Origin of the sequence: Shewanella sp. ULN5 (genome assembly GCF_030731885.1) — a bacterium.
GTDB lineage: Bacteria > Pseudomonadota > Gammaproteobacteria > Enterobacterales > Shewanellaceae > Shewanella > Shewanella holmiensis.
Map to the genome: position 1 here is coordinate 1 of NZ_JAPJEE010000019.1, position 14,355 is coordinate 14,355.

The window sequence follows — 14,355 nt, forward strand, 5'->3', positions numbered from 1 at the left end:
GCAGGTAGCAATCAAAACACTACAAGGCTTAGTTCGGGAGCCACAAGCATGCTATTAAATTCGTGGGGATCCGTCAGACTCTGACCCAACTAATTATGTTATTTAAACGGTGATCTTCCTACAGAGGACTTTCACCTCATTAGTTCATGCCCATGTTGGGCGTACACAAGTCATTCAAAAGGATTTAAGATGATTCCAAAAATCAAGAAATTAATAATCAAAAACTTTGGTTGTATAGGAGCTAATGAAGTAACTGTAGATATTGATAAGATAGTTGTTTTAGTCGGTGCTAATAATGCTGGTAAAAGTACTATTTTGAGAGCTTTTGAAGTCGTTACAGATTGCTTAAAATTAGAACAAGATGATTTTCACAATAAACAAGTTACACCTGAATCATTTCCGGAAGTTCAGGTTTATTCTTTAGCAACAGATGAAACGAAACCTGGTGATGAGTGGTGCTTGGAACAAGATGATGGGATGTTACTTGTAAGAGAAAAATGGACTTGGAATGGGATCAATGTTGAGCCAGTACGTGTAGGCTTTAATGTGAACTTAGGCCGCTATGCCCAAAAAGGTGATGATGAAACTATGCCTTGGGGCATGAATAACAAGGCTAAATCTAAAAGGCCGAAACCTCACAGGGTAAGCACATTTGATGACCCAGAAATTCAAGCGAGAGCAATTAAATCACTTTTGAAAAGTTTACTAGATGAAGGAATTAAACAGTACAAAGAAAATGACGCTGATGAAAAGACTGTTTATGAAAAGGTATTAGATTCTTTGGACAAGCTACGAAAAGATACAAAGGCAACTCAAAACCAAAGTGTTCAAAATTTAGAGACAACTGCAAACGAAATAATCGGAAAAATATTTCCAAACCATGAATTATCAATTCTAGCTCCTGAGAGCAATTCTACTATCACAGTGGATTTGCTAGGAGATGAGTTCGACGTTCAAATGGGGGCGGTAGGTGGCGAAAAATTCCCCCTGAATAAACAAGGAAGCGGAAGTCGAAGAACTGCTTTGTGGACTATTCTCAAACTTTTAGCTGATAAGGGCATTAAAGCTAAAAATACAACATCTAAGTCGGCAAAATCTCAGCATGAAAAATTGGGAAATAATACGTCTCACGTATTATTATTGGATGAACCAGAAGTTAGCTTACACCCAACTGCAATAGATAGTGCCAGAGATGTTCTGTATTCATTACCTGAAAGTGATAATTGGCAAGTAATGATAGCTACACACTCACCAAACTTTATTGATCTTAGTAAAGACCATACAACGGTCATTAGGGTTGAGAAAAATGAGCACCGAAACATAAAAACAACCACTCTATATAGACCAGAAGATGCGAATTTAGATGATGACGACAAAGAAAATTTGAAGTTAACAAATTTATTTGACTCTCATATTTCGCAAGCTTTCTTTGGGGGGAGAGTCCTAGTTGTTGAAGGTGATACTGAATACTCAGCATTTGGTTACATTAAAGATAAAGAAGCCTCTAATGATAATTTTGAATATCATGATCTTAATATTGTAAGAGCTAGAGGTAAAGTAACTGTAGCGTCAATGATGAAAGTGTTAAATCACTTTAAAGGCCAGTACTTCGTTTTACATGATACAGATACACAAAAATGTATGTCAAAACGAAGGAATAAAGAGAAAAGCAAAGATGGTTGCATTGCATACGATGTATTTGAAATGAATAATCCAGCGTGGACAAATAATGGGAAAATACAAGCTCAGATGCAACCTGAATCAAAAGTGGTAGCATCAATAGTTAACTTTGAAGAGGCTTATTTTTCAGAAACAGTTGCAAATGATAAACCTGAAAACTGTATTAATAATATCAAAACAGATCCAGATATGTATTCCAAAATTAAGCAGTTGCTAGATGCGATTTTGGAAAAGGACGGCGTTAAGCTACCAAGTGGTGCCATTGCTTGGGCTGATATTAACGAACTTGATGTTGCGGTAACAAACTATCAAAAATCTGTTGAGCATATTCACACTGAAGACTAGCGATATAATCGGGTAGCCGGAGGTATCTAGCCTCCAGCCCCCACACCATCCTGCATGCGGCTCCGCACAGGGCGGTTCATTTAGAACACCTAACTAGCTTTCTGGTTAGGATATTGAACTGCGATCCATCCATCTCTTAGTGAGCATAAGCTCACTTTGTTAAGATAGTCATTACTAATTATAATGTGATTTGCAGGCTCTAGAGTCTAAGCACTAACTCATTTTTGTCCAAAAACGATTTAGCTTTTTATTGTCCGATTGATACCCGAAAGGTTAAATCGAAGAGATCAAATAACCAAGTGTAGATGCGGCTGAGGGTATCGAAAACAGGGATGTTTTCGTTAAGCGGTCAGGGATGACGCATAGCGTCCCGAAGCAGTATCTGCACATAAGCGAGCCGCAGGCTTTTAACAACAATGAAGATTCGACTTTAAACACAAATCCCAATTCCAACTCAGCTAAATGTTATAAGCTCAAAATGCCAACGCCTTCATTCGAAGGCCTACACACTTTTGTCCAGTTCCGAGTTATCTCTTGTGTTACCACCGCCATCAATAAAGCTAAATCGAAGAGATAATAATGCGGTTGTAGATGAGCCAGCGAGTATTCAAAACGGAGATGTTTGGGCTAAGCCCACATGGATGCTGATTTTAAAACCAAGAGCCAGCGTCTCGCTGGCTTATTTGCACTTGAAGTCAAGCTGATGCCAATCTGATGTCAATTGTAGTCACTGTGACGTCTATGAAGATTTAATTGGATCTAATGGCTTTGGGTTCATCTATTAACCCGAGCTGAGGTTAGTTAATTTCAAATAACTCGACATCAAAAATCAACACAGACCCGCCCACAATTTTGCCGGTTGAGCGGTTGCCATAGGCAAGTTGACTTGGAATGTAAAAACGGAATTTGTCACCAACAGTCATTAATTGCACACCTTCGGTCCAGCCTTTAATCACTTGATTAAGTGGAAATGCAATCGTTTGGCCGCGTTCAACAGAGCTATCGAAAACCGTACCATCTATTAGCGTACCGTGGTAATGCACAGTCACATTATTTTTGGCTGTAGGATGTTCGGTATTTTCACTTTTAGTGAGCACTTCATACTGCAAGCCAGACAAGGTTTGAATTACCCCATCACGCTTGGCGTTTTCAGCTAAAAAAGCGCTGCCTTTGGCAATGTTTTCTTTGGCGGCTTTTTGATTGTTCATCTGACTAAAAAAATAAAAAATGACTAAAGCGATTACCGCTACGGCAATGATCATGCGCATGAAAAATTCTCTTGGTTATTATCCGTTAAAATGATGCGTCAGTTTACCCTAGTTTATGCAATGGATACAGCCGCTCAGTGTTAAGGCATTTACGTTTTAAAGGGTATACAGCAGATACAAATAACTGATCCCCAGAGTAAGCATAATATTGATAACGATGGATAACCAAAACCGATATTTAAAGGCATTTTTTTGCGTTTTATGGCGAAAGTATTGTTGGGCAATAATGGCGGCTGGCCAGCCGCCGATTAAGGCGTAAAGGTATAAGGTTTTTTCACTAATACGATTGCGTTGAGTTTGGGCCGATGTTTGGTTTTGAGTCGCAATGCGCTTGTCATACCAAGTTATTATGAAACTCAACAGGTTAATGCCAATAAATAGGCTAATAACCCAGGGCGAAAGTGCATAGAATCCATAGCCGATCATTAAAAACACCAGCCAGATAACTAGCATGATTAAGGCAAATATCATCATTGTTTTAAAAACTCCGCGTAAATCTCTAGGGTTATTTCATCGCCCACGATGGGGATGTAACTGCTCATATCAAAATCAGACCGTTTAATGGTGCCTACCGCGCTGAAACCTAACGTATATTTACCTGTCATCCAGTTATCAGCCCCGCCATGAAATGTCGCGCTGAAGGTAACGGGCTTAGTCACGCCATGTAACGTTAGCAAACCTTCAAAGGCAAATTGATTATCTGAGCTGGCAGAGTTAATCGGCGTCACTTTTTGGCTTTTAAACAGTGCTTGAGGAAACTTTTTACTATCAAACCAAGTGCTATTTTGCAGGGTGGTTTCAAGTTTTTCATTGTTGACGTCAATTGAGCTGATTTGCACGCTGGCTTCTAGTGATGCTGCTTGCATGTTATTGGGATCAAAACGCAATTGAGCATCAAATTGATTGAACCGACCCACATAGGTAGATAACCCTAAATGCGCTATTTTAAAAATCAATGCCGCATGATTAGGGTCTAAAGTAAATTCACCGGGTTGAAGCTGAGTGAGTTCTGGTATCACAGACGGCGTGACCCAACTGATACAACCTGACAGGCTAATGAGAATAAACAATATTCCGAATAAATGACGGTTTTGGCGGTTAATTTTATGAGTAGTTTGCAAAAATATTCCTTTAATCAGCTGATTGAGTAATTGCTAGCGCTAAACATTTTGTTTTAGGTATTTATGCGTTTAGACAGCACTCGCATTAGGTACTCTAAGGGGCCTTGATTAAAAATACGTACATATAGTGCTGCCAGACTCAGTTGTAACACACTTAATGCTATGGCAAGTAACATATAATCGATACGATCAAACGACATTTGCCATTGTGGCATCCAATGGCGTAATAACAGCACACCTAAAATAGATTGTAGAATATAAAAGCTTAATGATACTCGCCCTAGGTTTTGTAATAAGGTTAATTTTAGCGGGTTGTTTTGACATAGTTTAACAATAATATGCCAATAAATCAGTGCGGTGGGTATAGCGCCAAGCATCATAAAAATACCTGATATTTCTTTTAACATTGCAGAACTAGACAGGCTTAATACACTGTCAAAACCAGAAAATATTATGCCTGTAACGGCAAATATCCCTAACTGTTTAGCGCTAAAGCCGCGGTGAAAATAGCCTTGTTTCATCAGGTATATGCCAATTAGCATTAACCCTGCGCCGTACCATAAAAGACTAATCGGGATGATTAACAGCATGTAGCCTACCATCATGCCTTGCATCATCACCTGGGTGGCGTAACTGCCGGTCCAAATATCTAACTGCTGCAAATAATAAGCTGAGCCGCGATAAAAGGGCTCGTCTTCAATGGTAATTGATAGTAATGCAATCACCACCATTGCAAGCAAGATAAATTTTATCGACTTGGCTAATAATGTTTTAGGGGCTAACGCGCAATATTTATAGGCCAGTAATCCGCATAAACCGTAGGTGAGTAAGATGTCTCCAGAGAAAATAAACACGCCATGAACCAGCCCAAATATCATAAGCCAATGTAGTCGTTTTTTGGCTGTGTGATGCGCCGTATCATCATTGCCGGCTTTACAAAATTGGAGCCATAAACCAGCACCAAACAACATCGAAAATAAACTGATAAAGCGGCCTTCAAATACAAAGTTACTGATAACTTCAATGACTATATCGGCCGTTTTTTCGGGGTGATGCGGTGCATAACCGTAGAAATTATTTGCCATGAAATAAATATTTAAAAACAAAATTCCCAGTAATGCAAAGCCTCGAATGGCATCTAGGTTAGCTAATCTTTCTGGGGGTGTTTTGATCGCGGGTGTGGCAATGCTTACCAGATTGTCAGGCGTTTGGGGCTCGTTGGGAAGGGGATTGCTATTAATGATTGAATTCCTTTTTATCATTGATGTTAATCACGTCATAAATAAATTAATTTGCCTAACAAATTGCTTTGAAAGGCAAAGTAAATCTTTTGACGCTTATTTACCTAATAAGCGATTTGCTACTTATTTTTTTGCACTTCTAAAAATGGAATTGTCCCTGTTGGCAACATAGTGGTTGGCAACTTCCCATCCCAGCGCTCGGCTTTAGTCAGTTCAACTAAATTTTGATTTTGAGCCAAGGCTTCTGCGCGGATTTTAATTGCTGATGCTTCAGCATCACCTTTAATACGAATACTCTCCGCTTCAGCAATGGCGCGGGCCAATTGTGAATCGGCTTCAGCTTGTGCTTGAGTGACAGCAATTTGCGCACTGACTCGTTCTTTTTCAAGATTTTGTAATTGGGTTTGCACTTCAACTTCGGCGCGCATTCTGTCTTCTACTGATTTTTCATAGGCGTTACTAAAATCAATATTTTCAATTTGCACCGAGCTAATCGTCACCGGCCCCTTTATTGACTTTGTAATAGCGTCAGTGACATCAATGCCAAACTTAACCCTTTCTTGCACCGCAGAAATCGCGGTGTATTTACCAAAGATATTTTCAACTTGGGTAGGCACCTGGCGGTCTAACAATCTTGACACCATAGAATCGATACCCTTGAAGTTCGCATAAACTTCTTCAACCCTGTCTGGCGGCACACTAAAAGTGACGGATGCTCGCAGTGTTGCAGGCTGTTGATCGCGGCTATAAGCCTGCAGCGCTTGATAACTGGCAGTATGAGTTTGAGTAGAGATTTTGACGACTGTATCGATTAACGGAATTTTAAACCCTAAGCCTGGTTCGGCTGTATCGATAATTTTACCATTGCGCAGTAATACTCCTCGTTCACCCTGATCGACCGTATACCAACTGCCATAAAGACCTGTTAATAAACTGACAAAGATAACCCCTGGAATGATTTTACTTAAATGATTGTCGCCTGTTGTTAGACCATTTTTTAACATTGTGCTTCCCTAGCAAAATTGAAGATGATTTATTTTTGTGGTTTTTCTGAAATCCATAGTTTGATATGGCCTTGAACCACCACAACACCATTGGTGTCATAAGCTTTTACGTCGACTAACATATCACCGATTTGCCATTGTTCTGGTTTTACCTCTGCGACACACAAAATATCGCTACCGGCTTTAGCGGTATAATCTACTGACATACCTTTAGGGATCCAACGAAGGTGCTTAGGAATAGAAGCCTCAGCCATAGTCCCCATTGCCATTTCAAGGCCGTTACAAATCGCAATAACATGTACAGTACCAATGTGGTTTTGCACAATTTTGCGCTTTTTGATTAAACATTCGCAGCGATTTTCTTGCAGCGAAGTGATATGAGGGTGAATTGTGCCGAAATACGGCGCCATACGGGATACCATTTTAGAAAAAATTTTATCGCCGAAAGGGTAGCGAGTAACCTTGTGGTATAACGCCATGACTTTGTTAGGTTTGTTGTTATTCATAATCCATTACTGGTGATTATTTGTCTGGTCGGATGAGGTTAGCATTATTGTTAACACTCTGCTAGTGGTTTGCCCATCAGCAAGTGGGTATAATCGCCAGCTAGATTATCGTGTTCAAACTACTGATTAGGGTTAATTTTGAAGTTATTTACAACGTATTTGAAAGGCATGGCCATGGGCGCCGCTGATGTAGTGCCTGGCGTTTCAGGTGGGACCATTGCGTTTATTACCGGTATTTTAGACCCACTACTGGATGGTATTCGTAAAATCAATCCATCGCTATTTGGGGTGATTAAATCACAAGGTTTTAAAGCGGCATTTATGCACATAAATGGGCCGTTTTTAGTCTGTGTTTTTGGTGGTATTTTAACCAGTATTTTTACCTTAGCTAAATTAATCTCGTGGTTGTTAGCAACACATCCGATCCCCGTGTGGTCATTTTTCTTTGGGCTGATTTTATTCTCTGTGGTGCATATGCTTAAACAGGTCAGTCATTTTTCGTTGCTGAAAATCGCGTTATTTGCCTGTGGTGTGGCTTTTGCCTGGGGGATTACGATACTTAACCCTATTGCTATGGATGCCACTTATATCAACTTTTTCTTTGCGGGCATTATCGCTATTTGTGCGATGATTTTACCGGGTATTTCAGGTAGCTTTATTTTACTGCTATTGGGAATGTACCCTGCGGTATTGGCTGCGGCAAAGGGGTTTGATATTGCCTATTTACTTTGTTTTGCCGGCGGTTGTGCTGTGGGCTTATTAAGCTTTAGCCATGTATTATCGGCCTTATTACGTAAGTTTCATGATGCAACTTTGATGTTCTTAATTGGTTTAATGTTGGGCACCCTTGGCAAAATTTGGCCATGGAAACAGGTGCTAACCTGGCGTGAAAACTCTAAAGGCGAGCAAGTGCCTTTATTGGAGCAAAATCTTTCCCCGTTTGATTTTCAAACCATCACTGGCGAGTCGCATCAAATCGGTCTAGCCATTGCTTGCGCCATATTAGGTATCGCCTTAGTTTGGGGGCTTGAGTTAGTCGGAAATCAGCATACGGACAAATCCAGTTAGTTGATTGATGTCATCATGTAATCCAATCACAATGAAACAGAGCCTAGGCTCTGTTTTTTATTTAGCTAAATTTAAGTTTTTCTCTTTAAATTGAACTATTTTCATTACTAACACGTATTTTTTATTAGATGTTATTTACCGCCACAGGAGTGCGTAAAGATGAGTGAACCTCAAGAATTTGTTCCGCAAAAAATCCAAATCGGTATCAGTAGTTGCTTGTTAGGCAGTGAGGTTCGTTTTGATGGTGGCCATAAAAACTCTTACTACTGCGCGAAAGAAATTGCGCCGTTTTTTGAATACACCAGTATTTGCCCTGAAATGGCCATCGGTATGGGTGCGCCACGTAGAAGTATTCGTCAAATTAAAGATGGCGATGTTTTGCTAATTCAAAGTGCTGACGGCACGTTAGATGTTACCGCAAAGCTGCACGAATTTAGCCAAAATAAAGTGCAGGAACTCGGCAATCTAGGTGGTTATATTTTTTGTGCTAAATCACCAACCTGCGGTATGGAGCGTGTTTTAGAGTATAAGAAGGGCACTAATAACAGCACGAAAACCGGTGTTGGGGTGTTTGCTAAAGCCTTGATGGATAAGTATCCCTACCTGCCTGTTGAAGAAGAAGGGCGCTTGAATGATATGGTCATTAAAGAGAACTTTTTTACTCGCGTTTATGCCTACCATGATTGGCGCAATATGATGGCATCAGGACTCACCAAGCACAAATTAATCCAGTTTCATTCACGTTATAAATATCTATTAATGGCACATAGTCCTAAGTGGTATCGCGAGCTTGGACCTGTTCTCGCTAACCTTGAAGATTTAGAGGCGTCGGCGCAAACCTATTTTGAAGGCTTAATGACGGCGTTAAAAGTCAAAGCAACCCGTAAAAATCACACCAGTACGTTACAACATATTCAGGGCTACTTTAAGAAACATTTAAATGCTCGCCAAAAAGAAGAGTTAACCGATGCCATTATGAAATACCGTCAAGGTCTGTTGCCGTTATTGGTGCCTATGACATTGATTAATCATTATTTAAAAGAGTTTCCAACTGAATATATTGAAAACCAAGTGTATCTAAACCCACACCCAGAAGAGCTTAAATTGCGTTATGCCTACTAAGTTGGAGTCGTATTGATGCAGCAAAATGTTAACTGTGTAGTATGGTTTAGGCAGGATGTTCGCATCAGCGATCATCCTGCGCTGGCGATGGCATGTACTTTTGCCAAGCAATACGGTAGCCAAGTGAAAGCGCTGTATTTTGTTACCCCACAGCAATGGGCTGAGCATGATGTTGCAGCAATCCAAATCGATTTTATTGAGCGGCACGTCAATTTATTAGCCCAGTCTTTGGCAAAAATTGGTATTGAACTAACCGTGGTGCAGTTAAATACTTTTGCTGACATAGCGCCATGGTTAAGCGAGTTTTGCGCCGAGCATGACATCGGGGTGATTTATGCCGCGAATGAACCTGAGTTTAACGAGCGCCAACGTGATGCAGCCTTAATAGATGCCAGCTTGCCGCTGCATTTGCTTGATCAAGACTGCTTGCTAGCACCTGGCAGTGTGCAAAATCAAGCCGGGCAAATGTATAAGGTGTTTACCCCGTTTGCAAAAGCATGGAAAAAACTCGCTGCAAGTCAATCTATCGTGCCGTTAGGTATTCCCAAATTCAGGCAACCGATAAATGTACCATTGCTATGCCAATTTAATTGTGATGAGTTTTATCCCCTCCGAGTTAAAAGTGATCTGTGGGCTGCTGGGGAGGATAGTGCTAGAAAACTGCTGAAACAGTTTATTGAAAACCATATAGCCGACTATCAACAATACCGTGATTTACCTGCCATTGATGGAACAAGCAAACTTTCGCCTTATCTTGCTATTGGAGTATTAAGCGCGCGTCAGTGCGTTGCCGCCATTTTATTTTATTATCCCGATGCGTTAGTTAATGATGCTAGTCCTGCAAAGACATGGCTAAACGAACTGATCTGGCGCGAGTTTTACCGCCATTTGTTGGTGGCATTTCCCAAATTATCCAGAGCTCAAAGCTTTAATGAACTTGGTCAGTTGATTCAATGGCGCAACGACAATGATGAGTTTCAAGCATGGTGTCAGGGACAAACGGGTTATCCTATAGTGGACGCTGCAATGCGACAGCTTAATCAAACGGGTTGGATGCACAATCGTTTACGCATGGTCGTGGCAAGTTTTTTAACTAAACATTTGCTGGTAGATTGGCGCTGGGGTGAACAATACTTTAGACAACAGCTGATTGATGGCGACTTAGCCGCTAACAATGGTGGCTGGCAATGGTCAGCAGGCACTGGGTGCGATGCCCAACCTTACTTTAGGGTATTTAATCCTATGACTCAAAGCAGTAAGTTTGATCCTGATGCGAGCTTTATAAAACATTTTGTACCTGAAGTTGCCGATTGGAGCTTAAAGCATATCCACGAGCCACATCTAAAAGCACAGCATATTAATTCAATGGCCGATTTATTCTCTGAACGCGCCAAGCAAGAAAAGGCCTACCCTGCGCCAATCGTTGAGCATGGTTTTGCTAGAAAGCGTGCACTTGAGGTATTAGGGGCACTAAAACGGGGTTAGCGCCATCATGGTGGCTAACTTTTTTCACTAGAACAAAAACAATCACAACAGCGTCGTTGGTCCTCGTTTCAGTCAAAATCCTTATTGCGCAAGTAACGCGTAGATCACAGTTTTAGGTAATTATTCATCATTGAGCGCTATTGTTATTGAACGAAAGCATTGATGAGCTTAAACTTCATTAAAGATTTATATTTAATGCATGTTTAAGGCGATAATAAATGTTAAACATTGATGACCCCCGTGACATTGAGCAAACACCTGCAATTTGGCGATTAGGCTTTAGACCGTTCTTCTTGGGAGGGGCCGTGGTTGCTGCTTTGTATATTCCGCTATGGTTAATGGGCTGGTTTACGCCACAATACAGTTTATTTAATGGCCAGTTTTGGGCCAATGTGCTGCCGTTATGGTGGCATCCTCATGAAATGTTGTTTGGTTTTGCACTGGCTATCGTGAGCGGATTTTTGCTTACGGCAGCACAAACCTGGACAAATCAACCGACAATGAAAGGGCCTTTGTTAGCGGTAACGTTCAGCTGTTGGTTAGTCGCTCGTTTGCTGTTATTAATGCCTTTTGATATTCCTATTTGGCTGCCAGCATCATTTGATACCTTATTTTTAGGTATTACAGCAGCCACTCTATGGCGTTGTATTTATAAAGTAAAACAGTGGCGAAACATTGGTTTTCCAATAATGATTATGCTGGCGCTGGTTGTTAACTTAGTCAGTTATTATGCCCTGTATGAACGTAATTTTTCGCTATCGACACAGTTATGGCAGGCAATGATTTGGTGGTTGGCAATGGTGATCACCGTCGTTGGTGGGCGAGTGATCCCCTTTTTCACTGCGATGAAGTTACAACATTCAAAGCCTGATCCCATACAAGCACTTGAATTAACGTTAATATTGGTTATGGGTGTTTTGTTTGTGCAGTCAGTATTTCATATATTTCCGCGTGAAATTGAACAAGGTATTTTGTTTAGCGCCGGACTATTACAATTGATTAGAGTATTGGGTTGGAAAGGGCACAAAACCTTTAAAGAACCTATGTTGTGGTCTTTACATGTTTCATATTGGGCGTTACCTGCAACCCTGCTTGCGATGGCTTGGAATATCAACAACGAGTTTGCATACCGTACGTTACTGCATTTATTTGCTGTTGGGGGGATTGCATCTTTGTGTTTGTCGATGATATCGCGCGTCTCTTTAGGTCATACTAGTCGTAATATTTATCAAGGCCCTAATATGATACTGGCCTTTTCTTGCTTGCCGCTAGCGGCAATATTACGCGCCGTAATGCCTTTACTTGCGCCGCAATATTCCTCCACTTGGTTATGGTTAGCTGGGGCGTGTTGGTTTATTAGTTTTGGTATGTTTGTGTGGTATTACGCCCCTATTTTAACTAAACCTCGATTAGATGGTCGTCCTGGGTAAAATATAAGAAGAGTGAGCTATGTTATTAAGTAAATACCATTTGTTAGTGTCAATCCTTGCTGGCGCAGGTGTGATATACGCTTTGCCTGCGATGGCAAATGTTGATGAGACTAACCAGACTAAGTTCCCTAATCAATATCAAACTTGGTTGGCGACATCAGAGCAAGCCGATAAAGAAGACATGCTAGCAGCATATCCAGCTAACATCATTTTATGGGCCGGTTCGTCTTTTGCAAAAGAGTACAACAGCCCTCGTGGGCATCAATTTGCGGTGGCTGATGTCACTCATATTTTACGTACTGGCGTGTCAGTCGAAGAAGGTAAAAAAGGGCTTTCAGCCAGTTGTTGGACCTGCAAAACACCTGATGCTCCAAGATTGATGAACGAAATGGGTATAGAAGGATTTTCTGGCGCCAATTTTACCGATTTAGGCACTGAAATTAAATCAGTGGTGTATTGCAGCGATTGTCATGAAGACGGCAGTGCTAAATTGGCGCTACCTCGTCCACATGCACAGGATGCTATGGCCAAAATAAAGCTGCCTTTCGACAAACAAAATACCAGCATGCAAGGTGCTCAAGTTTGCGGTCAGTGTCATGTGACCTATTATTTTCAGCCTGAGCGCAGTGATAAAGTCAATATTCCATGGATATTTGGCAGCACCGCCGATGATATTGAAAAGTATTATGACACCCGCCGTTTTTATGAATGGATCCATCCTATTTCAAAAACACCGATGTTAAAGGCGCGTCACCCAGAGTTTGAGCATTGGAGCCGCAGCAAACATGCTGAAGCTGGCGTTACCTGTATCACCTGCCATATGCCACCTGCAACCGATGATAAAGGTAATGAGTTTACCGATCATAAAGTCGGCAACGCACTAGAACATTTCGATAATACCTGTAAGGCTTGTCACTCTAGTCAGCAGGCGATTAGCAAAACATTAGCTAAAAACAAACAACAAATTAATACTAAAGCTCGCCAAGTTGAAGACTTACTGGTTAAAGCACATTTTGAGGCAAAAGCAGCTTGGGATGCTGGAGCAACATGGCCATTAATGAATGACGCCATCATGGGCATTCGTCATGGGCAATGGCGCTGGGATTTTGCCATGGCCTCCCATGGTTTGTACGCTCATAACCCCGAAGAGGGGAACGCTTTATTGGATAAAGCGATTGAACAAGTGACCTTGTCGCGCACTTTGCTGGCAATGATATTGAAACAGCTTGATGTCGAAAAGGTGGATTACCCTGACATCAGTACCAAAGAGAAAGCACATGCTGTAATTGGTTTTGATAAAGATGCCGCAGAAGCCGCAAAAGTGATGTTTATTAAAAATGAAGTCGATAAACACTGGCACCCAGTTGCTCGCCAGGGTTATGAAAATTAACCGATATCACAATTGACATTCGATTTTATTGATAAAAAAGCGCTTAAAATATTAAGCGCTTTTTTTGATCTATTTGCTGCTGATTACCGTATTTTTTGTAAGTGAAATAAATCACATATATTGTCCCCAAGACAATATATGTTGTTGTCATATAAGGCATTGTAATTTACTACATTGCGTTTTATGGTAAATATGCGAACGATACAAGAGAGCAGAATATGCAAAATACGTTAAATGTAACCGAATTCGCGTTACCTAACGACAACACACCTGAGATTGTTGGGTTGTTTATTGAGCTTTATCAAAAGCTTAATAAAGATAATTTACAAAAATTAACAGAAGTCTACAGTTCAGATGTGCATTTTCAAGACCCTTTGCATCAAGTAGATGGAATGGCAGCATTAACGGAATATTTTGCTAATTTATACCAAAACATTACTCATATTGAATTTGATATTCATCAAATAGTCTTGAGTGAATGTCAACATCAGGCTGCGCTATATTGGGTAATGAGCTATTCGCATCCTAAGTTAAATAAAGGCCAAACTATTCATGTAGATGGTTCAAGCTTGCTTAAATTTAACGACAAAATTTATTTTCATCGAGATTATTTCGATGCAGGTCAAATGCTGTATCAACATGTCCCGCTGTTAGGTGGGTTAATCAATTTGCTTAAAAAACGCATAGGTTGAACT

General features: G+C 40.7%; 13 protein-coding genes. 7 read left to right on the top strand and 6 right to left on the bottom strand.

Annotated elements, in window-relative coordinates; all coding sequences use genetic code 11:
- Positions 1–189 precede the first annotated feature (189 nt).
- The gene (locus ORI98_RS15425; RefSeq protein ID WP_306135823.1) at positions 190–2,025 is read left to right on the top strand and encodes an ATP-dependent endonuclease; all 1,836 of its coding nucleotides are present in this window, start codon (positions 190–192) and stop codon (positions 2,023–2,025) included.
- Positions 2,026–2,822: 797 nt separating this feature from the next.
- Here ORI98_RS15425 and ORI98_RS15430 read toward each other — a convergent pair.
- The 6 genes from ORI98_RS15430 to ORI98_RS15455 form a co-directional block, all read right to left on the bottom strand.
- On the bottom strand, positions 2,823–3,293 hold the full coding sequence (locus tag ORI98_RS15430) for an FKBP-type peptidyl-prolyl cis-trans isomerase (RefSeq protein ID WP_306135824.1): 471 nt from the start codon (positions 3,291–3,293) through the stop codon (positions 2,823–2,825).
- Between the two features lie 96 nt (positions 3,294–3,389).
- Positions 3,390–3,767 carry a DUF1294 domain-containing protein gene (locus tag ORI98_RS15435; RefSeq protein WP_306135825.1) on the bottom strand — a complete coding sequence of 126 codons (378 nt, stop codon included), beginning with the start codon at positions 3,765–3,767 and terminating at the stop codon, positions 3,390–3,392.
- Complete coding sequence (locus tag ORI98_RS15440; protein WP_306135826.1) at positions 3,764–4,414, bottom strand: YceI family protein; 651 nt, start codon at positions 4,412–4,414, stop codon at positions 3,764–3,766. The genes ORI98_RS15435 and ORI98_RS15440 overlap by 4 nt, the downstream gene beginning before the upstream one ends.
- Before the next feature lie 53 nt (positions 4,415–4,467).
- Complete coding sequence (locus ORI98_RS15445) at positions 4,468–5,676, bottom strand: DUF418 domain-containing protein (protein WP_306135827.1); 1,209 nt, start codon at positions 5,674–5,676, stop codon at positions 4,468–4,470.
- 98 nt (positions 5,677–5,774) lie between these two features.
- Positions 5,775–6,659 carry a prohibitin family protein gene (locus ORI98_RS15450; RefSeq protein WP_261297447.1) on the bottom strand — a complete coding sequence of 295 codons (885 nt, stop codon included), beginning with the start codon at positions 6,657–6,659 and terminating at the stop codon, positions 5,775–5,777.
- A 29-nt stretch (positions 6,660–6,688) separates the two neighbouring features.
- Positions 6,689–7,165: a hotdog fold domain-containing protein gene (locus ORI98_RS15455; protein ID WP_306135828.1), complete on the bottom strand. Its 477-nt coding sequence runs from the start codon at positions 7,163–7,165 to the stop codon at positions 6,689–6,691.
- Between the two features lie 138 nt (positions 7,166–7,303).
- On the opposite strand from ORI98_RS15455, the gene ORI98_RS15460 reads away from it, so the two are divergent.
- The 6 genes from ORI98_RS15460 to ORI98_RS15485 all read left to right on the top strand — a co-directional run bounded on the left by ORI98_RS15460 (position 7,304) and on the right by ORI98_RS15485 (position 14,352).
- Positions 7,304–8,233 carry a DUF368 domain-containing protein gene (locus tag ORI98_RS15460; protein WP_306135829.1) on the top strand — a complete coding sequence of 310 codons (930 nt, stop codon included), beginning with the start codon at positions 7,304–7,306 and terminating at the stop codon, positions 8,231–8,233.
- 159 nt (positions 8,234–8,392) lie between these two features.
- Positions 8,393–9,355 carry a DUF523 and DUF1722 domain-containing protein gene (locus tag ORI98_RS15465; protein WP_306135830.1) on the top strand — a complete coding sequence of 321 codons (963 nt, stop codon included), beginning with the start codon at positions 8,393–8,395 and terminating at the stop codon, positions 9,353–9,355.
- A 15-nt stretch (positions 9,356–9,370) separates the two neighbouring features.
- Entirely contained in the window at positions 9,371–10,840 is a 1,470-nt protein-coding gene (gene phrB / locus ORI98_RS15470; RefSeq protein ID WP_306135831.1) for a deoxyribodipyrimidine photo-lyase, read from the top strand.
- Positions 10,841–11,058: 218 nt separating this feature from the next.
- Positions 11,059–12,270 carry an NnrS family protein gene (locus tag ORI98_RS15475; protein ID WP_306135832.1) on the top strand — a complete coding sequence of 404 codons (1,212 nt, stop codon included), beginning with the start codon at positions 11,059–11,061 and terminating at the stop codon, positions 12,268–12,270.
- Between the two features lie 91 nt (positions 12,271–12,361).
- A complete protein-coding gene (locus tag ORI98_RS15480) occupies positions 12,362–13,660 on the top strand; it encodes an ammonia-forming cytochrome c nitrite reductase subunit c552 (protein ID WP_306135866.1) in 1,299 nt (432 codons plus the stop codon).
- A 218-nt stretch (positions 13,661–13,878) separates the two neighbouring features.
- Positions 13,879–14,352 carry a nuclear transport factor 2 family protein gene (locus tag ORI98_RS15485; protein WP_261297457.1) on the top strand — a complete coding sequence of 158 codons (474 nt, stop codon included), beginning with the start codon at positions 13,879–13,881 and terminating at the stop codon, positions 14,350–14,352.
- Positions 14,353–14,355 lie beyond the last annotated feature (3 nt).